Genomic DNA, 21,910 nt, shown 5'->3' on the forward strand with positions numbered 1-21,910 from the left:
AGGTTATATCAGTGTGACACGTTATAGCACCAGGATTCGGAGAGGGCATAAGGCATGATCGTACCCAGCAGAAATATGCCCTGGCTGACGGTCATAGGCGTGGGGGAAGAAGGGGCAGAAGGTCTTTCTGCCACAGCACGCGCGCTTATTGAAACTGCACCGTGGATTATTGGAGGAGAGCGGCATCTCACCTTATGCCGCTCGCTCATAAAGGGTGAGGCCCATTCGTGGGGGCAGCCTTTTTCAACGGGCATCGAACAGGTTCTGGCGCGCAGGGGGCACCCGACACTGGTTCTGGCCTCAGGTGATCCATTTTTTTACGGGGTAGGGGTTACGCTGGCGGCTCACCTGAGTTCTGAGGATATGGTCTGCCTGCCTGCTCCGTCATCTGTTTCACTGGCCTGTGCCCGGCTGGGCTGGGCGCGTCAGGGTTGTCAGGTTCTGTCTGTCTGCGGGCGCCCGATGGAGGTGCTGCGGCCTTTTTTGCAGCCTGGAGCGCGCCTTCTGGTGTTATGTGCTGATGAGACAACTCCGGGGCTCTTACTCTCCTGGCTGACCGAGCTGGGTTTTGGCCAGACCCAGTGTTATATTCTCGAAGCGCTCGGGGGGCAGCAGGAGAAGCGTGCTTCCCGCCTTGCGTATGAGGGGATTACAGAGCCTGTTAACAGGCTCTGTATGGTCGCTCTTGAGATACCACAAAGCACAACACAGTCTGCTCTCTCGCGGGCGGCAGGTCTGCCTGATGCCTGCTTTGAGCATGATGGCCAGCTTACAAAACGTGAGGTGCGTGCAGTGACATTATCCTCTCTGGCACCAAGAGCCGGAGAGCTGTTGTGGGATATCGGTGGCGGGTGTGGGTCTGTGAGTATTGAATGGATGCTGACTGACCCGAACTGTCGGGCTGTTGCGGTTGAGCGTGTGCCTGAACGCGCAGCGCGTATTGCCCGCAATGCTCAGATGTTAGGTGTGCCTGATCTGCATATTGTGCAGGGTGAAGCCCCTGGGGTTTTATATAATTTACCTCAGCCATCTGCCATTTTTATTGGCGGCGGGGCAACTGCCCCCGATATGCTTGAGATAGCGTGGAGCAGACTGAAACCCGGTGGACGTATTGTTGTTAATGCCGTTGTTGCAGAAACAGAAATACGAGTGTTAGAGGCCTGGCAGAAATGGGGTGGTGAGGTGAGCCGCCTGAGTGCTGCACGTCTGACTGCTGTTGGCTCATTGCATGGTTTTAAACCGGCTATGACGGTTACGCAGTGGGTAGCCTGGAAGCCGGTGGAGTGAAATTTTACCGCACTATAGCAGGTCTGGGCTGGAACAGTCATGCCACAGCCGAACAGGCAGTTCATATTGTGCAGGAGATGATGTGTCATTATGACGTGGTAAACCTTACCTGTCTGGCTGTGCCTGCCTTTAAAACCAGCCGGCAGCTGGCCGGCGATGTAGCCGCCATGCTGGATGTGCCTTTGTGCTGGGTTAATGATGCAGAGCTTGCTGATATACAGCCTTTCTGCCTGACATATTCTGATGTAGCGCGCCGTCTCACCGGCTTTGCGTCGGTTGCTGAGGGGTGTGCCCTGGTTGCAGCCGGAGCAGAGGCTCAGCTATATGGTCCCGGGCAGAAACACGGGGGCATTGTCTGTGCCCTGGCAGGAGGAAAGAAAGCGTGACCGTTCATTTTATAGGGGCAGGCCCGGGGGCTGCTGATCTGCTGACTGTGCGGGGGCGCGATATTCTGGCTTCATGTCCGGTGTGTCTTTATGCAGGTTCAGTTGTGCCACCTGATATGCTTAAATTTTGTCCGCCGGGTGCGCGTCTTATTGATACAGCTCCTCTGACGCTTGATCAGATTGAGGCGGAATATGTGAAAGCGCATGAGGCGGGTGAAGATGTGGCTCGCCTGCATTCGGGGGATTTGTCGATATATAGTGCGGTTGCTGAGCAGACCCGCCGTCTTGACCGGCTGAATATTCCCTGGCGTATGGTGCCGGGTGTACCTGCTTTTGCCGCAGCCGCTTCTCTTCTGGGGCAGGAGCTGACTGTACCCGGTGTTACGCAAAGCCTGGTACTTACCCGTATGACAGGCCGAGCCTCAGCAATGCCTGAGAAAGAAAAGCTGGCGGCTTTTGCGGCAACAGGAGCAACTCTGGCAGTTCACCTGGCAATTCATGTGCTTGATAAAATTGTTGAGGAACTGACACCCTTTTATGGTGCTGACTGCCCTGTCGCGATTGTTGCCCGTGCCACATGGCCTGATGAGGTTGTGCTGCGTGGTACGCTGGGTACCATACAAAATGTGTTTGAGCAGTCACCTGTTGAGCGTACTGCCCTTGTTCTGGTCGGGCCTGCTCTGGGGCATAAAGAGTTCCGTGAGAGTGCGTTATACGATCCTGATTACCGTCGTCGTTTCAGAAGCTGAGGTCGTCAGTGTTCTTCCGTGCGGCCTACGCACTGGCCGGCACGGTTGCAGACAACAACATCAGCTTTGATACTGGCTGGTGCCAGTGCCTGCTGCACGGTTTTGAGCGCAGTTTGTGCGATCAGGGTTCCAAGAGGAATGTTTTCCTCCTGTGTCAGTAAAAATGCCTCGGCTACCGTCGGGCTGGCCGCAATGGCGCTGATGAGGGGGGGAGAGGCACCTCCTGTGGCAGCGAGTTCTGCCAGAGCACGCATGTCAGCCTGGCCGCGTTTTGAATGAAGGTCTAGCCGCCCCTGGCCCAGTTTGGTCATTTTTGCAATGCCACCGGCAATGGTCAGGCGTGGCACAGGGTGCTGACGCAGATATTTGAGCATCCCTCCGGCAAAATCGCCCATTTCGATCAGAGCGGTCTCAGGCAGGTTATAGAGTTTTTGTACAGTGTTTTCGGAAACATTGCCGGTGGCGCCGGCCAGGTGGTGCAGGCCTTCTGCTCTGGCAACATCAATGCCGCGCTGGATGCTGTGAATCCACGCAGAACATGAAAAGGGGACGACAATGCCTGTTGTGCCCAGAATAGAAAGACCACCGACAATACCAAGGCGCCCGTTCAGAGTGCGTTGTGCCAGGCGTGCACCGTCCTGCACTGAAATGATGATTTCTGCATCGGGCAGAGAGCCGTTAACTTCACTCAGTGTCCTGCACATCATAGCGCGGGGCACGGGGTTAATGGCGGCTTCACCCGGGGGGAGCGGCAGACCCGGTCGCGTTATGGTGCCAACGCCGGAGCCTGCACGAAAAACGACGCCGCTGCCCTGTGGCAGGTGGCGGACTGTGGCGCGAATACAGGCTCCGTGGGTAATATCAGGGTCATCTCCTGCATCTTTTATCACCTCAGCATAAGGGTTTCCTTTGTCTGTGCCATAACGGCAGATGGAAAAAACACACGATGACCCGTTGGGTAAGGTGATCGGCACAGTCGCTGGCGGATCATAGCCCAGCAGCAGCATCCAGGCGGCCCGGGTTGCGGCTGTAGCGCAGCTTCCGGTGGTCCATCCCCGGCGGAGCGGTGGTGCTGTGTTTGTCATAACCATTCTTTTACAAAGCTGAATTGTCAGGGAAAAGAGTTATCTCCGTACAGATGTGAAGATGCTTTCATCATACTGCATTTTGTCCGTGGTGAGAGAGCTGTTTTTTATGGTAGAAACAGGCATGTCTTATGCTGATTTTATCCATCTCCGTGTACATTCTGCTTATTCTCTGAGCCAGGGCGCTATTCGTGTTCCTGAGCTTGTCAGCCTGGCGCAGGAGATGCAGATGCCAGCCGTGGGCATGACAGACTCGGGCAACCTGTTTGGTTCGCTTGAGTTCTCGCAATATGCCAGCAAGGCCGGGGTGCAGCCCATTACAGGGTGTCAGATCAATCTGCCGGCACGTAATCCTAAGCCGGGGGCTCCGCTCGAGCCGGTTGTGCTGCTGGCACAAAATCCGGCAGGCTTGTCTAACCTGCGTATTCTTTCCTCTCTCGGGTTTCAGGAGTCTGACCCCGCCGCTCCGGTTGTGCAGATGCAGACACTCTGTGAGCATTCCGAGGGTCTTATTTTGCTGACCGGGGGGACGCGCGGGCCATTGTTTCAGATGCTGGCGGAGGGGCAGAAGGATGAAGCGGAACGCTGGCTTGCACAGCTGCACGAGACATTTGACGACCGGCTGATTGTTGAGCTGCACAGACATAATCTGCCGGTCGAAAAAGCCGTTGAACCGGGGGTTCTGGCCCTGGCTGACAGTTTTGGCCTGCCGCTGGTAGCAACGAATGAGTGCTTTTTTGCCCGTCGCGATATGTATGAGGCCCATGATGCCCTGATCTGTATTGCTCAGGGGCGTACAATGGCAGAGCGTGACCGCTGGCGTGTTACACCCGAGCACTGGTTTAAACCACCTGAGGTGATGCGCGCTTTATTTGCTGACCTGCCTGATGCCTGTGACAATACACTCGAGATTGCCCGTCGCTGCGCGATTAAGGTTGAGACCTGTAAACCTCTTTTGCCGGTGTGCCCCAAGGTGAGGGAGGGATCAACGGAGGATGAAACGCTGCGTGCCATGGCCTGGGAAGGGCTGGAGGAGCGTTTTATTAAGCTTAAGCCTGATGACGCCACGCGTGAGATATATAAAAACCGCCTGGCGTTTGAGCTCGATGTGATCTCAAAAATGGGGTTCCCCGGTTATTTTATGATCGTGGCTGACTTCATCCAGTGGGGAAAGGCGCATAACATCCCGGTCGGGCCGGGGCGAGGTTCTGGTGCAGGGTCTCTGGCCGCCTGGGCACTGACGATTACAGATATTGACCCCATTCCGTTTAACCTTCTGTTCGAGCGGTTTCTTAACCCCGAACGTGTGTCTATGCCTGACTTTGATATTGATTTCTGTCAGGACCGGCGTGACGAGGTTATTGCTTATGTGCGGCGCGAATATGGTGCTGACCGCGTGGCGCAGATTATTACCTTTGGTAAGTTGCAGGCCCGTGCAGCAGTGCGCGATGTCGGGCGTGTGCTTGGTTTGCCTTATGGCATGGTCAATCGTGTAGCTGAGCTTATTCCTAATAACCCCGCTCAGCCGGTCACGCTGAAGCAGGCTGTTGAGGGTGAGCCCAAACTGCAGGAAATGCGCGATGAGGATGAAGCACTGCGCCGGCTGCTTGAAATAGCGCAGCAGCTCGAAGGGCTTTATCGTCATGCCAGTACACATGCTGCCGGTGTCGTGATTGGCGACCGCCCACTGGTTGAGCTGGTTCCGCTCTATCGCGACCCGAAAAGCGATATGCTGGTTACCCAGTTTAATATGAAGTTTGTTGAGCAGGCTGGCCTGGTGAAGTTTGACTTTCTTGGTCTGACGACGCTTACCATTTTGCAGCGCGGTATCAACTTTCTCAATAAAATGGGTGTTGAGGTTGATCTGGGCCTTATTCCGCTCGATGACCCGATTACGTACGAGATGCTCAGCCGGGGTGATACCGCCGGGGTGTTTCAGTTTGAAGGTGCAGGTATGCGCGACGTTTTGCGTCAGATGCGTCCGACCCGCCTTGAAGATCTGATTGCAGCCGTGGCGCTTTACCGTCCTGGTCCGATGGCAAATATTCCTGATTACTGCCGGCGTAAGCATGGTGAGGCCTGGGAGCCACCACACGAGGAGATTCGTGAGATTCTTGAAGAGACCTATGGCATTATGGTCTATCAGGAACAGGTGATGCAGATTGCCCAGAAAATGGCTGGTTATAGTCTGGGTGGTGCTGATTTGCTGCGGCGAGCCATGGGTAAAAAAATTCGTGCTGAAATGGATAAGCAGCGTGAAATTTTTACAGAAGGAGCTACAGCACGCGGTATTGACCATGACAAAGCTATCGAGGTGTTTGACCTCATGGCAAAATTTGCTGACTACGGCTTTAACAAATCGCATGCTGCCGCGTATGCTCTTGTGTCGTATCAGACCGCCTGGATGAAGGCGAACCATCCGGTTGCCTTTCTTGCCGGCTGTATGTCGCTTGCGCGTGAGCGCACAGAAAAACTTGCCACTCTGCGCCAGGAAGCGGAGCGTATGGGTATTAAGGTTCTGCCACCTGATATTAATAAGTCAGAAGCTGATTTTTGTGTTGAGACGCTGCCTGATGGTACACACGCCATTCGTTACGCACTGGCTGCGGTGAAGCGTGTTGGTGCCGGTGCGATGGAGGCTCTGACAGCTTCGCGCGGAGATAAACCATTTAAGGACCTGGCTGATTTTACAACACGGGTTGATCCTAAGCATATTAACCGCATGCAGGTTGAAAACCTGGCAAAGGCGGGAGCTTTTGAATGCCTCGATCAAAACCGTGCCCGTGTGTGTCGTTCGGCAGATACCTTGCTCAGGCGGGCGCAAAGCCAGGCGCAGGAGGCCGCATCAGGGCAGATTGGCCTGTTTGGTGGTACAGGCCATGTTGAACCGTTACGGCTGGCTGAGGGGCCTGACTGGCCTGAGTTTGAACGGCTGACGATGGAGGCTGATGCTATCGGTTTTCACATGACGGCTCATCCGCTTGATGCCTATGGTCCCGTGCTGCGGCGCATGGGGGTGACTAAGTCCTCAGCGTTGCAGGCTGCGGCAGAGGCGGGCGTGACCCGCGTCAGCATTGCCGGCTGTGTCGTTGATAAAAAAGAACGCCCGACCCGCACAGGTAATAAAATGGCCTGGGTGCGGTTGTCAGATGCCGGTGGCAGCTGTGAGGTCACTCTGTTTTCTGAAGTGCTGGGGCGTGTGCGTGAAAAACTGGTCACCGGGGCAGCCGTTATGGTCAAAGCTGAATTAAAACTCGATGGTGAAGCGATGCGTATTACGGCCAGCGATGTGACGGAGCTGGAGGATGCAGCAGCACAGAGTAAAAGCATTTTGCGTGTCTGGGTTGGTGGGGAGGAGGCCTTGCCTCAGTTGCGTGAGACGCTTGAGCAGCAGCGTGGTGGCATGGGGCGTGTTGTGTTGTTGCCTGATGTCAGTGGTGAACGTGATGTGGAGCTTCGCCTTAAAGGGCTTTACCGGGTAACGCCTCAGCTTAGTCAGCGCCTTAAAACATTCACGGGTATTTCCCGTGTTGAGCAGGTTTAAGGCTCAGCATGGTGCAGTTATGGGCGCAGCTTCTGCCATGGAAAGACCCGGAAGCTGTTTTCGCTGCCTGGGGGGAGAGGCCCTGGTGTGCTTTCCTTGATAGTGGCGGCCCGGAGGGAGAGCGCAGCCGCTGGCAGATTTTATGCATTGATCCCGAACATGCTTTTATCGTTCCTGCTGGCGATGAAGCTGGTTCTGCCAGTGTATTTAAACGCCTGCGTCACTTTATGCCTGTACTGGCAAAGGGGTGTAAAAAGCCTTTAAATCTGCCATTTTACGGTGGCTTTATAGGTTTTGCCGGGTATGGCTGTGGCATGCAGCAGGAAAAAATAGCGACACGTCATACTGATGATGCTGAACCACAGGCGGCTTTTGCGCTTTATAATCACGCAGTTCTCTGGGATCGGCAGGAAAAGCGCGCTTATGTTGCCGGGTTTTGTCGCGATGATATGTCAGGCTGGCAGCAGGCTGGCCTTCAGGCACGTTTTCATACGGCCTGGGCAGAGCTTTCTTCAGAGGTGCCTGTTGTGCCGGCCCTGCCTCGTCTTGCTTTTGAAGCAGACAGGCCACGCAGTGGCTATTGTATGGCTGTCATGCAGGCGCGTAACTATATTGCCGCGGGTGATATTTTTCAGGTTAATGTAACCGGGCGTTATAGTGCCTCTTTGCCTGAAAATTTTTCTGATGTCGCTTTATACAGCACCCTGCGCCGTCAGGCCCCGGCGCCTTTTGGTGCTTATTTACGGTGTGGCCACAATTATGCGCTGCATTCAACATCGCCTGAGCGTTTTTTGCAGGTTAGCACGCAGGGTGAGGTCAGTACCCGCCCGATTAAAGGGACAGCACCGCGCGGGCGGGATGCTCAGCAGGATATCGCGCTGGCTAACGCTCTTTCAGAAAATGAAAAAGAACGTGCTGAAAACCTGATGATCGTTGACCTGATGCGTAATGATATCGGGCGTGTTGCACAGACAGGAAGTGTGCATGTGCCGGATCTGATGCAGGTAGAGCGGTTTGAGCATGTGCATCACCTGGTTTCTGAAGTGCGGGCTCAGCTTAACCCTGATCAGGATGTGTTTGATCTGTTGCAGGCAACATTACCGCCTGGTTCGGTTACCGGTGCACCTAAACATCGGGCTATGCAGATTATCGATGAGATTGAAGCCGGTGCACGAGGTGCTTATTGCGGCGCTGTTTTGCAGATCGGGGTAGATGGTCGTCTTGATAGTTCTGTTATTATCCGCACTCTGGTCAGGCACCGTAACTGCCTGCATGTTTCAGCCGGTGGTGGTATTACCATTTTGTCTGACCCTGAGACGGAATATGAAGAAATGCGCCTTAAGCTCAGGCCGTTACTCGCGTTGTTTGGGGCTGAACCGTGAAGGGTGTTGTCTGGCTGAATGGCGCTTTGTGCCCGGCTGATAAGGCTTATATATCAGTGGCAGACCGTGGTCTGACCCTCGGTGACGGACTTTTTGAAACATTCAGGGTAGATAAGGGGAAACTCTTACATATCGGGCTGCACATGGCGCGCCTTCAGGCAGGCAGTATGGTGCTTGCTCTGCCAGTGCCAGAGCAGGATGTCGTTGAACAGGCAGCGGCATCATTACTTGGTGCGCTGAATATTGAGCAGGGGTCAGCGCGTCTGACGGTTACACGAGGTGCCGGCCTAAGGGGGATTGCGCCGCCTGCACAGTCACAGCCGACAGTCTTTATGACCGCCTCAGAGGGCGCTTCTGTTCCTGCTGATGTGACACTGATAACCAGCCAGCTGGTACGCCAGGATGAACTTTCCGTGTTGTGCCAGTTTAAAACACTGAATTACCTGCCTTCCATTCTGGCACGGCAGGAGGCGGTAAAGGCCGGGGCAGGCGATGCCCTTATTTTGAACACAAAAGGCCGTGTTGCTGAAACAACAGTCAGCTCTGTGCTGGTACAAAAAGCCGGGCGGTTTCTGACACCATCACAGAAAGAAGGCGCTTTGCCAGGGGTGGCCTGTGCTGTGCTGCGTCAGAAGGGTTTACTGGATGATGTCGTTCTGACGAGAGAGGATCTGATCCAGGCTGATGCTGTTTATCTGGTCAATGCTCTGAGCCTGCGTTGTGTGACAAGCCTGGATGGTATGCTTCTCAGGCAGGACAGAAACGGATTTTATAGAGTATGTAAGGAACTATCGTTAATAATATGACAAAATTTGTCCTGTTTTTTCGGTAATTTTTATGCATTTCAGCCTGCCGGAAAATTTGTATCAGGCTGTATAGCGGGTGTAGCCTGCTCCCCGTTATGTGAAAGGATTCGTGGGCCATGTTGATGGAAGCTTCGAAAAGCCAGAAAGACGATCAGGACAGAAAACCAGAATACGATCTGCGCCAGATCGATTGTGACCCTGATTTCTGGTACCCTGTAGCCTGGTCGCACAAGGTCAGACGTGGCAAGGCATTTGCTGCACGATATGCTGGTTATCCTGTTGCGCTTATCCGCCCTGAAAGCGGGCCGGTTTATGCACTGGAAGATCGTTGTGCTCATCGACAGGTGCCCCTGAGCAAAGGTGTTGTCGAAAAAAACTGTATCAAATGCTGCTATCATGGCTGGTCATTTGATAGTGACGGTCAGTGCGTAACGGTGCCTTATCTTAACCGTGAAGGCGTTGGACGACCGGTTCGCTCTTTCCCCTGCCGTGAAAAAGGCGGCCTGATTTTCATTTTCCCGGGTGACCCTGCACTGGCAGACAGTGTGCCGCTGCCTGGCGTGGCACAGGTGGGTAACCCTGATTATAAAACCCGCCAGTTCAGCCCGCGCCTGAAATGTCATTATACCTTTATGCATGAAAATCTGATGGATATGAATCATCAGTTTTTGCACCGGCGGCAGATGGGCTCTATTACAGCGCGTTTTCTCGGGCAGGATAAAGGGGAGAACTTTCAGGAGGCCCGGTACAGTTTTGCCCGGAAAGGTGGTGAGCAGCCACTGGCTGAGGCGTTGATTTTTGGCCGCCATAAAGATCTTCAGGGGCGCGAGCAGCCTGTTGAGGAGGTTGTGTCGATACGTACAACCTATCCGTATCAGACACTTCAGATCCACGATAAAGATGGTGATCTGATTATGGATCTGTGGACCTGTTATGTGCCGCTGGGTGCTGACCAGCAGGGCACGCAGGCTTTTGGTTTGTTGTCAGTAAAAAAACCGAAATGGGGGTTTTTGCTTGATCTGGCCTGGCCCGTTCTGGGGCTTTTCACGCACCGTATTTTTGAAGAAGACCGTGAAATTGTAGAGCTTGAGCAGAAAGCCTGGCGTGAGCTGGGGGGGGACCGCAACATTGAAGTTTTCCCCACAGTTAAGGCGCTGCGTGGTCTGCTTGCCCGGTGTGGTGTGCCTAATAAGATGGCTAAACCTGTACAAAAAGGCTGAGACTCTGGCTTTTTACCTTGCATGACCGCCAGAATCTTGTCATATCGGCACAGCCTGGCCGGTGCCAGGACGACACACGCGAGGCCTTGCACCTCTGGTGTCCTGCCAGAATGGCGGGGCAAGCTTCGCGGAGGATTAACCAGAATGGTAGGATTGACGCCCCATGGCGATGCCTGATTTCACACTCCGTCAGCTCCTTGAAGCTGGCGTTCACTTCGGTCACCACACACGTCGCTGGAACCCACGTATGGCGCCGTACCTGTTTGGGGTACGTAACCAGGTTCACATCATCGACCTGCAGCAGACTGTTGGTCTGCTTGACCGTGCACTCCAGGCTGTTCGTAACACAGTTGCTGGCGGTGGCCGCGTTCTGTTCGTTGGCACCAAGCGTGCAGCAGCTCAGCCTGTTGCTGAAGCAGCAAAACGTTGCGGTCAGTATTATGTGAACCACCGCTGGCTCGGCGGTATGCTCACCAACTGGAAGACCATCACAGGTTCTATTAAGCGCCTGCGTCAGATCGAGGAAATGCTCGAAACCGGCACAGCTGGTCTGACCAAAAAAGAAATTCTTGAGCTGACCCGCGATCGTGACAAGCTCGAGCGTTCACTGGGCGGTATTAAGGAAATGGGCGGTCTGCCTGACATCCTGTTCATCATCGACACCAACAAAGAGAAGCTGGCTGTTGAAGAAGCAAACAAACTGGGTATCCCGGTTGTTGCTGTTCTCGACAGTAACTCTGACCCGAAAGGTGTTACGTTCCCTGTTCCGGGTAACGATGACGCCATTCGCGCAATTTCTCTGTATTGCGACCTGGTTTCTTCTGCTGTTCTCGATGGTATTTCTGCAGAGCTGGGTGCTTCTGGTCAGGACCTCGGTGCTGCTGAAGAACTGCCAGTTGAAGCTGCTCTGGTTGCTGAAGCAACTCCAGCCGCCAGCTGAAGCCTGATAGAGCGCAGCGCGGGGCATTTTGCCTCGCCTGCCTCAGGGTGAATGTGTGCCTGTACCTGCAGGCAGATGATGCGGTACGCGCCCCATGCAGGGCGCGTTGCCGGTTTTTAAGGAGATTCTGATATGGCGGCTATTACCGCTGCACTGGTCAAAGAACTGCGCGAAAAAACTGGCGCAGGCATGATGGACTGCAAAAAAGCCCTCAACGAATCAAACGGTGAAGTTGAAGCCGCAATCGACTGGCTGCGCACCAAGGGTCTTGCTGCTGCTGCTAAAAAATCTGGCCGTACAGCTGCTGAAGGTCTGGTTGGCGTTGCGTCAGAAGACAAAAAAGCCGCTATGGTTGAAGTGAATGCTGAAACCGATTTTGTAGCCCGTAACGAAGCTTTCCAGAACTTTGTTGAAAGCGTAGCTAAAGTTGCGCTTAAAGTTGGTGAAGACCTTGAAGCGATTAAGGCTGCTGTTCTCGACACCGGGCGCACAGTTGCTGACGAACTGACACATCTGATCGCTACCATCGGCGAGAACATGTCTCTGCGTCGTGCACGTGTTTTCACTGTGCCTTCAGGCGTTGTTGCTACTTATGTTCATGGTGCTCTGCGCCCTGGTCTTGGTAAAATTGGTGTTCTGGCTGCTCTCGAAGCACCATCTGCTGATGAAGCTGTGCTGCAGCTGGGTCGCCAGATTGGTATGCACGTTGCTGCAACCCGTCCATCTTCTCTGGATGTTTCAAGCCTGAACCCTGAAGAAGTTGAGCGTGAGCGCGCTGTTCTGGTTGAGCAGGCCAGAGATTCAGGTAAGCCTGAAGCGATTATTGAGAAAATGATCGAAGGTCGTATCCGTAAGTTCTATGAAGAAGTTGTTCTTCTTGAGCAGGTATGGGTGCATGACGGTGAAAGCCGCGTTAAGGCCGTTGTCGAAAAAGCCGGTGTTAAACTTGCTGGTTTCGATCGCTTCCACCTCGGTGAAGGCATTGACAAAGAAGAAGATGATTTTGCGGCTGAAGTTGCAAAAGTATCTGGCGTCTGAGCTATTGCTGAGATGATGAACAGGGGCGGGATTTCCTTCGGAGAGGAGGAGATTCCCGCCCTTGTGCTTTCTGTTACCCCTGTGGGGGAGGCGGGGGCGCGTGTTCATGTGATGACCGAAGAGCACGGTCTGGTCCATGGCATGGTGTTTGGGGCACGCTCGCGTGCTGGTCGGGCTGTGTGGCAGCCTGGTACAATTATTAAAGCCCGCTTTCAGGTTTCTGGTCCGGCTTCTATGCCCCGCGTGTCGGGTGAGCTCCTTTATAGCTGCGCCTTTCGTCTGCTTGAGCAGCCACTGGCTTTATCGGTTATGCAGGCAGTATGTGCTATTCTTGACACCGCCTTGCCGGAATATGAACCGTCTTCGCTGCTTTTCATTAAAACTCTTGAAATACTGACGGCTTTGGGAAGTGACCCTGTGCAGGCTGAGCAAACAGCTCTGGCGCATTATGTGCGCTGGGAGCTTGTGGTGCTGACAGAGCTTGGTTTCGGTCTGGACTTGTCTCGTTGTGCTGTAACAGGCGCCGTGACGGGTTTATCCTGTGTCTCACCACGTACAGGGTGTGCTGTGACAGAGGAAGGCGCAGGCGAGTGGAAAAATAAGCTGCTGCCTTTACCCTCTTTTTTATTGCATGAGGAGGAGACCGGCTCTCATGCAGAATGGTATGACGGGCTGCGTCTGACCGGGTATTTTCTGGCTCGCCACGTTTATGGCCAGCGTCATGTGTTTATGCCTGCGGTACGTGAACGACTGAGTGCCAGGTTAAAAAAAGAGAGTGAGCATAATATAAATACTGATAGCACTCATTAAGAATTACTTTTTATCGAGGAAATGATTCTCTTCTAACCATTTCTGAGCAAGCTCCGGCCAGGGTGTGCCGCCCTGTGGTACGTTCATACCAAAACCATGCCCTCCTTTTTCAAATAAATAACGGGTTACGGGCACATGATGCGCCAGGCAGGCCTGCTGTAATATTGCGGTGTTGGCAGGGTTTGCAATGCGGTCATCAGCCGCCTGTATCAGAAAAAAAGGTGGGGCTTTATCGGTTATGTATGTCTCGACGGACCATGCTTTTTCTTCCTCTGGTGTTGGGTCCCTGCCAGCCAGAGAGCGGTGGGTACGTGTTTTATTATAGGGAGGCTTCAGAGTCACAACCGGATAGGCCAGCATGGCAAACTGCACGTTAAGCGGGAGAGAATCAGCCTGGTCCACAGGCTGATAGGTTTGCCAGTCAGGTCGGCTGGCGCACATGCCCATAAGGTGCCCGCCCGCCGAAAAACCCATAAGGCCAACTTTATCAGGGTCGATATGCCATGTGGCGGCCTTATATTTAACCAGCCTGATAGCGCGTTGTGCATCCTGAAAAGGGGGGAGGCCGCCTTCATTCCACCCTTCTTCAGGCAGGCGATAGGTCAGAATAAAAGCCGTAATGCCCATAGAGTTCAGCCAGCGGGCCGCAGGTATAGCTTCTTTACCTGTGGCAATGTAGTGGTATCCTCCGCCTGCGGCGATAATTATCGCCGTGCCGTTTGGGTGCTCAGGCTGATAGACGGTGAGTGTTGGTACAGATATTTTCGAGTATGCCCCGCGTGAAGAAATAAAAGGGCCGGATGAATCCGGGCCCTGACCACCGGGGGGACGTTCGGGCCATAACGGAAAAGTTGTGCTGTCGTTCAGCATCGGGGCAGCTTTCGCATGTGGTAACAGAAGGGCATAGGCCAGAGCAACTGAGGCTGTGGTGCTCAGAATTTTACGACGCGTTATAGAGGTCATAGCAAAAGCCTTGTATCTGAAACGCAGAACAGACCTATATGTGTATCAGTCACGCCAGAAATAGAAAGAGCAGAGTAATTTGCTGTTGCTGCCCAGTGCGGGGGTAGAACAAAAGAGGTTCAGCCGCTATGTCTGATCATGGGTTAAAGGTGGCATTGTGTCAGGGAGTGTAAGATGAGCGAAACTGTTGAAGGCTGCGTAGAAGAGACCAGACTGACCGATGCTCTGAGCAAGCGGTATCTGTCTTATGCGCTCTCTACTATTATGTCGCGTTCGCTGCCCGATGTGCGCGATGGCCTTAAGCCGGTTCACCGTCGCCTGGTATATGCCATGTATCAGCTTAAGCTTGATCCCTCTGCGGGCTTTAAAAAATGCGCCCGTGTTGTGGGTGACGTTATCGGTAAATACCACCCTCATGGTGATGCTTCGGTTTACGAGGCTCTCGTACGTCTGGCGCAGGATTTTGCAGCCCGTTACCCCCTGGTAGAAGGGCAGGGTAATTTTGGCTCGGTTGATGGTGATAACGCTGCGGCAATGCGATACACCGAGGCTCGCCTGACCGAAGTTGCAAGTGCATTGCTTGAGGGGGTTGAAGAAAATGCTGTTGATTTCCGCCCGACCTATGATGGTGAGGAGCAGGAGCCCGTTGTCCTCCCCGGTGCCTTTCCTAATCTCTTAGCCAATGGTGCTTCTGGTATTGCTGTGGGTATGGCAACCAGTATTCCGCCCCATAACGCTGCTGAGGTCTGTAAAGCAGCGGCTTTTCTGGTCAAAAAACCAGGCTGTACCACGCAGGAGCTAATGGCGTATCTGCCCGGGCCGGACTTTCCGACCGGTGGCCTGATTGTGGAAGATGAAGCGGCTATTCTGAAGGCCTATGAAACAGGCCGTGGCAGTTTTCGTATGCGTGCCCGCTGGGAGGTGGAGCAGGGGCGTTTTGGCACATGGCAGATTATCGTCACTGAAATTCCTTATCAGGTGCAGAAATCCCGGCTTATCGAACAGATGGCTGATTTGCTCGAGCAGAAAAAACTCCCGCTTCTGGGTGATATCCGTGATGAAAGTACCGACGTGATTCGTCTGGTACTTGAGCCAAAAACACGCGGTATTGAGCCTGAAGTGCTGATGGAAACATTGTTTCGTGCCACGCAGCTTGAAAGCCGCTTTGGCCTGAACATGAATGTACTTGGCGCTAACCGTACTCCGGGGGTTCTGGGGCTGAAGGAGGTTTTGCAGGCCTGGCTTGACCACCGTCATGAGGTGATGGAGCGTCGCAGTCAGCATCGTCTTGATGCGGTTGCACGCCGTCTTGAAATTCTTTCTGGTTTTCTCGCAGTTTACCTTAACCTTGATGAAGTCATTCGTATCATCCGTGAAGAAGATGATGCACGTGACTGCCTTATTCGCACTTTCTCTCTGACTGATATTCAGGTTGAAGCTGTTTTAAACATGCGTCTGCGCAGTCTCCGACGGCTTGAAGAGGTCGAGATTCGCAAAGAGCATGATAAACTCTCTGCAGAGCGTGCAGCCCTTGAAGAGTTGCTGGCTGATGCCGGTCTGCGCTGGAAACGTATTGAGCGTGAACTGCGTGAGATGAGTGTACAGTTTGGTAAAGGTCGCCTGGGTGAGCGTCGCAGTACTCTTCTTTCAGCGCCTGAGCCGGTTGATATTTCTGTCGTTGATGCGGTTGAACGTGAGGCTGTTACGCTGATACTGTCGCAGCAGGGCTGGGTGCGTACGGTTAAAGGCCATAATATTGATGCTGAAAATCAGAAGTTCAAAGAGGGTGATGCCCTCAGGCTGACAATCCCCTGTTACACGACTGATAAAATCTGCTTCTTTGCAACGGACGGAAAAGCTTTCACCGTGAAAGCGGCTGATCTGCCACGGGGCCGTGGCGATGGTCAGCCTCTCAGATTATTGTTTGACCTGCCAAATGATGAAGAGCTGATTGCTGTTTTTGCTGTGAAAGCAGGCGGTAAACGCCTTGTTGCCTCAGATGTCGGGCGCGGTATGCTGGTTGAGGAGGAGAGTATGGTGGCTGAGAAGCGCTCAGGCCGCCAGGTGCTCAACCTAAAACCAGGTGAGCGTGCTTTGCTGTGTAACCCGGCTGAGGGCGATCAGGTCGCAGTTATTGGTGATAACAGGCGTTTTCTGATTTTCCCGGCAGAACAGTTGCCTGTTATGGCGCGTGGCCTTGGTGTTGCTTTGCAGAAATATTCTGATGCACGCCTGCGTCAGGCTATAGTTTTCTCGTCAGAGAGTGGGTTGTTGTGGCCTGGTACGGTGCGCGTGCGCCAGTGGTCTGACCTGCAGGAGTGGGCAGGTCGTCGCGCTGCAGTCGGTAAAACTGCACCGGCATGGGCCATGAAAAAAGGGTGACCGACAAATCACCCCCCCGGTTTTGTAAGCCGGGGGGATGCAGTTATTTGTTATTTTGCATCAGGTGGTCGTGGTAGCCGTACTTCTGCCACTGAGCGGGTGTGGTCAGTTTTTTGGGTTCTTCTGAACAGGCTGAGAGCGTTACAGCACAGATCAGTAGTAAGATAACATGTCTCATAGTCCGGGGTCTCTGTTCAGAGGGGTTATTTACGGAGTTCCATAGAAATCGGGCCTTCGCGCCGGCCATGGGTAAACTGGTCAACAAGCGGGTTGCCGCTGTTCATGAGAGATGTGGCTGCACCCTGCCAGACCATCCTGCCTTTATAAAGCATAGCGGCCTGATCACCAATGCGCTGGGCAGAAGCCATGTCGTGGGTAATGGCGATAGCGGTTGAACCGAGTGTTTTTACGCAATCGACAATAAGCCCGTCGATAATAGCGCCCATAATAGGGTCAAGGCCTGTTGTAGGCTCATCAAAGAACAGAATTTCAGGTTGTGCCGCGATAGCCCGTGCAAGGCCAACGCGCTTTTGCATGCCGCCTGACAGTTCAGAGGGGTAGAGGTCACAAACCGACTCATCAAGCCCTACCTGAGCCAGAACTGAGGCTGCTTTCTGGCGGGCGTCAGCACGTTTAATGCGCTTTTGTGCCAGCAGGCCAAAGGTCACGTTTTCCCAGACGGGCAGACTGTCAAACAGAGCAGCATTCTGAAATAGCATGCCAATTTCGCCGCGTAGTTTTTCACGGCGTTGCTCAGAGGCTGCGACAATATCTTCCCCGTTGATTTCAATGCTGCCGGAATCCGGGGTGATAAGCCCGAGAATACAGCGCAGCAGCACTGACTTGCCACTGCCCGAACCGCCAATAATGACAAGAGACATTCCGGCAGGAACATCAAAAGTAATGCCATCCAGAACGGTTCTGGAACCGAAGGATTTGTGCAGGTCGCGAATGCGGATTCTGGGAGTGGTGCTGGTCATTGTGAGAAGAACAGATCCGTCAGAAGATAATCAAAGGCCAGGAGCAGAATCGAAGCGGTAACAACAGCTGCTGTTGTGGCTGAACCAACGCCTTCAGCGCCGCCTTTGCTGTTATAACCGTAATAGCAGCCCATCAGTGAGATCAGAAAACCAAACAGTGCTGCTTTGACCAGCCCTACGGTGACATCTGCTATTTTGAGCGAGTTGAGCGTTGCCGTGATATAGGCATGAGGTGAAAAGCCCAGCTTCATAACACAGACAGTAAAGCCGCCGGCTACACCCAGAATATCGGCAATAAACACCAGCAGAGGCAGAGCCACCAGCCCTGCGAGAAGGCGTGGTGCCACCAGATATTTCATCGGATGGGTTGAGAGTGTGCTCAGTGCATCAATCTGGTCAGTGACACGCATGGTGCCCAGCTGTGCGGCAATGGCTGCCCCCACGCGCCCGGCTACCATCAGGCCGGCCAGCACAGGTCCCAGCTCGCGGGTCACGGCCAGCACGACAATGCCGGCAATAGCATTTTGTGCATGGTATTGCGCAAATCCTGTGTAGGACTGCAAAGCAATAACCCCACCTGAAAAAAGCGCGGTCAGGGCGACAACAGGCAGGGAGAAGAACCCGGTCTCCTGAAAGGTGCTGAAAAACACACGCCCGTAAAAGGGTGGGCGAAAGATGTGCGACAACCCTTCAAGAGCGAACAAAGCCAGAGACCCGGCTGCGCGAATCAGATCAAGGGTTGTCCGGCCCAGTCTGGCTACAAGAGAGAGCAAGCTATCCATCTGCCCGGTTTATCATCCTGGTTAAGTGCTTTTATAAATCGTGATGTTAAGCCGTAGCCTGATACGGGCGAGGCGTCAAAGTCTGAAATATTTTTTTATGATGAGATCGCTGAGTAGCCGCCGGGTTGCCCGATAAAATGTCAGCTCAGACGCATCATCCGTTCACCCCCCATTGCAGAGCGTGATGATGAAGGGCATCTGTAGTGGTAATAATGTCTGCTATTCTGTTTTTTCCTTTTGCCCCGGCAGGTGAAGGCAGGATTTCAGCACAGGACTATACAGCAGGAGAGTTTGAGTGCGCATAGCTATGATAGGCGGCGGGTATGTCGGACTGGTATCAGGTGCATGTTTTGCCGAATTTGGCGTGCATGTTGCTATTGTTGAAACAAACCCTCAGCGTCTGCATGCCCTGCGTAACGGAGAAATTCCTATTTATGAGCCGGGTCTTGATGCGCTTGTGGCATCAAACACGCAGGCTGGCCGCCTGACATTCGGTGATGATATTGCTCATGCCGTAACAGGCGCTGATGCGGTATTTATCGCTGTTGGTACACCACCCAGAAATGGCGACGGCGCAGCCGACCTGCAGTATGTTCATGCCGCAGCCCGCCAGATCGCTCATGCGCTGACAGGCTATACGGTTGTCGTGACAAAATCGACCGTACCGGTGGGCACAAGCCGGCGTATTGCGGCTATTATCCGTGAAACCCGCCCTGATGCTGATTTTGATGTGGCTTCCAACCCTGAATTTTTGCGTGAAGGTAATGCAATCGGGGACTTTATGCGCCCTGATCGTGTGATTATCGGCCTTGATCAGGAAAAAACGCGTACCGATGGCCGTGCTGAGGCGGTGCTGCGCAATGTATACAACAAAATCTCTCACACTGGTGCAACACTTTTATTCACCGGTATTGAAACCGCTGAGCTGACCAAATATGCCTCGAATTCTTTCCTCGCGATGAAGATTTCGTTTATTAACGAAATGGCAGATCTGTGTGAAAAATTAGGCGCCAGTGTAGAGGACCTTGCCGATGGCATGGGGCTGGACAGGCGTATTGGCCGTGAGTTTTTAAACCCAGGCCCTGGTTATGGCGGTTCATGTTTTCCTAAAGATACTCTGGCGTTGTCACGCATCGCGCAGGAGGCGCAGAGTGCCTGTCGCCTGGTTGAAACCACAGTGCTGGTTAACGAAGCCCGTAAGGCTGGCATAGCCGGGCGCATTGCCGCTTTGTGTGGTGGTTCAGTGTCAGGTAAAACGATTGCTGTTCTCGGGCTGACTTTTAAGCCTGAGACAGATGATATGCGTGAATCTCCCTCACTGCCTGTATTGCACCGACTGGCAGAGGCTGGCGCGGTTATTCGTGCCTATGACCCGGTTGCTATGAATGTGGCTCGCCCGCTTTTGCCTGCAGGGGTGATATATTGTGAGGATGCACTCAGCACAGCTAAAAATGCTGATGCACTGGTGGTGCTGACAGAATGGGATGAGTTTCGTGCACTTGTGCCAGCCGAACTGGCACAGCGTATGAAGAACGGCGTCGTTATTGATTTACGCAATATTTTCGACCCTGCTGCCATACGAACTGCCGGGCTTCGTTATGATTCTGTTGGGCGCCTGTGAGCGTATAATGCGGTAAGGAGAGTCGGCTGTGGCAAAAAAACCTTCACGTCGTTTTGTGTGTCGCAGCTGTGGCGTTGTGCACCCGAAATGGATCGGGCAGTGCGAAGGCTGTGAGGAGTGGAATACGCTTGAAGAGGAGCAGATTGAACCTCTGGCAGCTTCTTCTGCACGGCCGTCAACGCGGGGGCGCCGCATTAAGCTTGAAGGGTTAAGTGGTATCGCTCAGCCGCCGCCACGCATTAAAACCAGTATCGAAGAGCTTGACCGTGTTCTGGGGGGCGGGCTGGTGCCGGCCTCTGCTGTGCTGGTAGGGGGCGACCCGGGTATAGGTAAATCAACCCTGTTGTTGCAGGCTGCCTGTCGCATGGCAGAAAGCGGGTCACGGGTATTGTATATCTCGGGTGAGGAGGCGGCAGATCAGATTCGCCTGCGTGCGCTCAGGCTGGGGGTGGGGTCAGCGTCTCTTGACCTTGCAGCATCAATTAACGTGACAGACATTGTGGCCACGCTTGAAGCTGAGCCAGATGTTAAAGTCGTGGTGATCGATTCAATTCAGACGATGTGGCTTGAAACGATTGATAGTGCACCAGGCACAGTCTCTCAGGTGCGGGCCTGTGCGTTTGAGCTGATCCGCCTGGCGAAGCGGCGGGGTTTCAGCCTTATTCTGGTCGGGCACGTGACGAAAGAGGGCGCTCTTGCAGGCCCGCGTGTGCTTGAGCACATGGTTGACGCGGTGCTTTATTTTGAAGGAGATCGCGGGCACCAGTTTCGTATTTTACGTGCGGCCAAAAATCGCTTTGGTGCAACAGATGAAATTGGCGTTTTTGCGATGACTGATCGTGGGTTGGAGGAGGTCAGTAACCCTTCGGCTTTGTTCCTGGCTGAACGTCGCGGCAATATTGCAGGGTCAGCTATTTTTGCAGGGCTTGAGGGTTCGCGCCCGGTTTTGCTTGAGGTGCAGGCTCTGCTTTCTCCTAAGTCGGGTGATGGTGCACCACGCCGGGCTGTTGTGGGGTGGGATAGTGGCCGGCTTTCTATGTTGCTCGCCGTGCTTGAGACGCGTTGCGGGCTGAAGCTGGCGGGTATGGATGTTTACCTTAATGTGGCAGGTGGTCTGAGAGTGACAGAGCCTGCAGCTGACCTTGCTGTGGCAGCGGCACTAGTTTCTGCTGCGAGCGGGGTGCCGACCAGTTCAGGCGATGTTTATTTTGGTGAAGTCGGGCTGTCAGGCGAAGTGCGCCAGGTGTCACAGGCTGACGCCCGTTTAAAAGAAGCCGTAAAGCTTGGTTTTGACCAGGCAGCACTGCCCCGGCGTGTTGCCAGAGGGAGTGCCCGCAGCAAGCCGCCTGAAGGTTTGACCCTGCGTGAAATTGGCCATTTATCGGACCTGACCGGCGGTATACCTGAAGAGTAAAGGAGTTTAGAAAAAATATATTGGATGGTTGCCAGAAAAACGCTCTAAGCGTATAGAGGCCATAGTCAGATGCGGATGTAGTTCAATGGTAGAACGGCAGCTTCCCAAGCTGCATACGGGGGTTCGATTCCCCTCATCCGCTCCAGACACAATTATCTCCCTCCTTAAAAAATATATAACCGACAGTGCTCCCCTGCTATTGGGAGGATCATCTGTGAGAGTATCAGGGTACCGGCACAGTGCGTTATAACCTGCCGCGCAGAAGCGCTGATTAAAGAAAAATTGAGAAATAGTTTTATGTCCAGGGAGCGATAATACTGCCGGGACAGACTTTCAGCGATTTACCGTGCGTTAATCACGGCTGCTGCGAGATAGATCATGGCACTGAAGTTTTTGTCTGTTTTGTCGGTCATCTTGATACGTTTAAATTGTTTTAAGCGTTCAGATGAAGTGCCCGATCAGGTTTTTATGTTTATAAAATTATTTGTAAATCTTTTTATAAAATAAAGTATTTTTGTGAA

At 53.4% G+C, this 21,910-nt stretch carries 18 protein-coding genes and 1 tRNA gene; 14 read left to right on the top strand and 5 right to left on the bottom strand.

Annotated features, from left to right (window positions below; translation table 11 throughout):
* Positions 1–54 precede the first annotated feature (54 nt).
* The 3 genes from cbiE to cobM are packed head-to-tail and all read left to right on the top strand — an operon-like array spanning position 55 to position 2,422.
* A complete protein-coding gene (gene cbiE, locus GOB58_RS07160; RefSeq protein ID WP_173559753.1) occupies positions 55–1,287 on the top strand; it encodes a precorrin-6y C5,15-methyltransferase (decarboxylating) subunit CbiE in 1,233 nt (410 codons plus the stop codon).
* Entirely contained in the window at positions 1,284–1,673 is a 390-nt protein-coding gene (locus tag GOB58_RS07165) for a cobalamin biosynthesis protein (protein WP_173559754.1), read from the top strand. Before cbiE ends, GOB58_RS07165 begins: the two co-directional genes overlap by 4 nt.
* On the top strand, positions 1,670–2,422 hold the full coding sequence (gene cobM / locus GOB58_RS07170; protein ID WP_173559755.1) for a precorrin-4 C(11)-methyltransferase: 753 nt from the start codon (positions 1,670–1,672) through the stop codon (positions 2,420–2,422). The genes GOB58_RS07165 and cobM overlap by 4 nt, the downstream gene beginning before the upstream one ends.
* Positions 2,423–2,427: 5 nt before the next feature.
* Here the strand turns inward: cobM and GOB58_RS07175 are convergent, their stop codons facing one another.
* Positions 2,428–3,507, bottom strand: coding sequence for a cobalt-precorrin-5B (C(1))-methyltransferase (locus tag GOB58_RS07175; RefSeq protein ID WP_173559756.1), 1,080 nt, complete (start codon positions 3,505–3,507; stop codon positions 2,428–2,430).
* A 124-nt stretch (positions 3,508–3,631) separates the two neighbouring features.
* Here GOB58_RS07175 and dnaE point away from each other — a divergent pair, with 124 nt between their 5' ends.
* The 7 genes from dnaE (at position 3,632) to recO (ending at position 13,247) form a co-directional block, all read left to right on the top strand.
* Positions 3,632–7,051, top strand: coding sequence for a DNA polymerase III subunit alpha (gene dnaE / locus GOB58_RS07180; protein WP_086553713.1), 3,420 nt, complete (start codon positions 3,632–3,634; stop codon positions 7,049–7,051).
* A gap of 8 nt (positions 7,052–7,059) precedes the next feature.
* The gene (pabB, locus tag GOB58_RS07185) at positions 7,060–8,433 is read left to right on the top strand and encodes an aminodeoxychorismate synthase component I (protein ID WP_173559757.1); all 1,374 of its coding nucleotides are present in this window, start codon (positions 7,060–7,062) and stop codon (positions 8,431–8,433) included.
* Positions 8,430–9,239 carry an aminotransferase class IV gene (locus GOB58_RS07190; RefSeq protein ID WP_173559758.1) on the top strand — a complete coding sequence of 270 codons (810 nt, stop codon included), beginning with the start codon at positions 8,430–8,432 and terminating at the stop codon, positions 9,237–9,239. Before pabB ends, GOB58_RS07190 begins: the two co-directional genes overlap by 4 nt.
* Before the next feature lie 116 nt (positions 9,240–9,355).
* A complete protein-coding gene (locus GOB58_RS07195; protein WP_173559759.1) occupies positions 9,356–10,459 on the top strand; it encodes an aromatic ring-hydroxylating oxygenase subunit alpha in 1,104 nt (367 codons plus the stop codon).
* A 163-nt stretch (positions 10,460–10,622) separates the two neighbouring features.
* Positions 10,623–11,399 (top strand): 30S ribosomal protein S2, encoded by a 777-nt coding sequence (gene rpsB / locus GOB58_RS07200; RefSeq protein WP_086553662.1) that lies wholly within the window; start codon positions 10,623–10,625, stop codon positions 11,397–11,399.
* Positions 11,400–11,531: 132 nt separating this feature from the next.
* The gene (gene tsf / locus GOB58_RS07205) at positions 11,532–12,437 is read left to right on the top strand and encodes a translation elongation factor Ts (RefSeq protein WP_086553663.1); all 906 of its coding nucleotides are present in this window, start codon (positions 11,532–11,534) and stop codon (positions 12,435–12,437) included.
* A 63-nt stretch (positions 12,438–12,500) separates the two neighbouring features.
* Positions 12,501–13,247 (top strand): DNA repair protein RecO, encoded by a 747-nt coding sequence (gene recO, locus GOB58_RS07210; RefSeq protein WP_265793146.1) that lies wholly within the window; start codon positions 12,501–12,503, stop codon positions 13,245–13,247.
* A gap of 3 nt (positions 13,248–13,250) precedes the next feature.
* Here recO and GOB58_RS07215 read toward each other — a convergent pair whose 3' ends face one another.
* Positions 13,251–14,210, bottom strand: a complete 960-nt coding sequence (locus GOB58_RS07215; protein WP_173559761.1) for an alpha/beta hydrolase — start codon at positions 14,208–14,210, stop codon at positions 13,251–13,253.
* Between the two features lie 174 nt (positions 14,211–14,384).
* Between GOB58_RS07215 and parC the strand changes: the two genes are divergently transcribed.
* Positions 14,385–16,592, top strand: coding sequence for a DNA topoisomerase IV subunit A (gene parC / locus GOB58_RS07220; protein WP_173559762.1), 2,208 nt, complete (start codon positions 14,385–14,387; stop codon positions 16,590–16,592).
* A gap of 43 nt (positions 16,593–16,635) precedes the next feature.
* On the opposite strand, the gene GOB58_RS13215 is transcribed toward parC, so the two are convergent.
* From GOB58_RS13215 to GOB58_RS07230, 3 genes are read right to left on the bottom strand one after another with little or no spacing between them, the layout of a single operon-like run.
* Positions 16,636–16,770: a hypothetical protein gene (locus GOB58_RS13215; RefSeq protein ID WP_255375955.1), complete on the bottom strand. Its 135-nt coding sequence runs from the start codon at positions 16,768–16,770 to the stop codon at positions 16,636–16,638.
* Between the two features lie 25 nt (positions 16,771–16,795).
* Complete coding sequence (locus GOB58_RS07225) at positions 16,796–17,572, bottom strand: ABC transporter ATP-binding protein (protein WP_086553667.1); 777 nt, start codon at positions 17,570–17,572, stop codon at positions 16,796–16,798.
* Positions 17,569–18,354 (bottom strand): MlaE family ABC transporter permease, encoded by a 786-nt coding sequence (locus GOB58_RS07230; protein ID WP_086553668.1) that lies wholly within the window; start codon positions 18,352–18,354, stop codon positions 17,569–17,571. Before GOB58_RS07230 ends, GOB58_RS07225 begins: the two co-directional genes overlap by 4 nt.
* 307 nt (positions 18,355–18,661) lie before the next feature.
* On the opposite strand from GOB58_RS07230, the gene GOB58_RS07235 reads away from it, so the two are divergent.
* The 3 genes from GOB58_RS07235 (at position 18,662) to GOB58_RS07245 (ending at position 21,534) form a co-directional block, all read left to right on the top strand.
* Entirely contained in the window at positions 18,662–19,975 is a 1,314-nt protein-coding gene (locus GOB58_RS07235) for a UDP-glucose dehydrogenase family protein (RefSeq protein ID WP_173559833.1), read from the top strand.
* A 28-nt stretch (positions 19,976–20,003) separates the two neighbouring features.
* Entirely contained in the window at positions 20,004–21,389 is a 1,386-nt protein-coding gene (gene radA, locus GOB58_RS07240; protein WP_173559763.1) for a DNA repair protein RadA, read from the top strand.
* A 71-nt stretch (positions 21,390–21,460) separates the two neighbouring features.
* Positions 21,461–21,534: transfer RNA gene (locus GOB58_RS07245), tRNA-Gly, on the top strand.
* Positions 21,535–21,910: the final 376 nt, after the last annotated feature.

Source organism: Acetobacter thailandicus (genome assembly GCF_011516655.1).
In the GTDB taxonomy this organism is placed as follows: domain Bacteria; phylum Pseudomonadota; class Alphaproteobacteria; order Acetobacterales; family Acetobacteraceae; genus Acetobacter; species Acetobacter thailandicus.

What these genes read in the sequence shown, in the direction of transcription:
- cbiE (WP_173559753.1), top strand. Translation starts at nt 55, where the DNA reads ATGATCGTACCCAGCAGAAATATGCCCTGGCTGACGGTCATAGGCGTG.
- GOB58_RS07175 (WP_173559756.1), bottom strand. Translation starts at nt 3,507, where the DNA reads ATGACAAACACAGCACCACCGCTCCGCCGGGGATGGACCACCGGAAGC.
- dnaE (WP_086553713.1), top strand. Translation starts at nt 3,632, where the DNA reads ATGTCTTATGCTGATTTTATCCATCTCCGTGTACATTCTGCTTATTCT.
- pabB (WP_173559757.1), top strand. Translation starts at nt 7,060, where the DNA reads ATGGTGCAGTTATGGGCGCAGCTTCTGCCATGGAAAGACCCGGAAGCT.
- GOB58_RS07195 (WP_173559759.1), top strand. Translation starts at nt 9,356, where the DNA reads ATGTTGATGGAAGCTTCGAAAAGCCAGAAAGACGATCAGGACAGAAAA.
- rpsB (WP_086553662.1), top strand. Translation starts at nt 10,623, where the DNA reads ATGGCGATGCCTGATTTCACACTCCGTCAGCTCCTTGAAGCTGGCGTT.
- tsf (WP_086553663.1), top strand. Translation starts at nt 11,532, where the DNA reads ATGGCGGCTATTACCGCTGCACTGGTCAAAGAACTGCGCGAAAAAACT.
- GOB58_RS07215 (WP_173559761.1), bottom strand. Translation starts at nt 14,210, where the DNA reads ATGACCTCTATAACGCGTCGTAAAATTCTGAGCACCACAGCCTCAGTT.
- parC (WP_173559762.1), top strand. Translation starts at nt 14,385, where the DNA reads ATGAGCGAAACTGTTGAAGGCTGCGTAGAAGAGACCAGACTGACCGAT.
- GOB58_RS13215 (WP_255375955.1), bottom strand. Translation starts at nt 16,770, where the DNA reads ATGAGACATGTTATCTTACTACTGATCTGTGCTGTAACGCTCTCAGCC.
- GOB58_RS07225 (WP_086553667.1), bottom strand. Translation starts at nt 17,572, where the DNA reads ATGACCAGCACCACTCCCAGAATCCGCATTCGCGACCTGCACAAATCC.
- GOB58_RS07230 (WP_086553668.1), bottom strand. Translation starts at nt 18,354, where the DNA reads ATGGATAGCTTGCTCTCTCTTGTAGCCAGACTGGGCCGGACAACCCTT.
- GOB58_RS07235 (WP_173559833.1), top strand. Translation starts at nt 18,662, where the DNA reads ATGATAGGCGGCGGGTATGTCGGACTGGTATCAGGTGCATGTTTTGCC.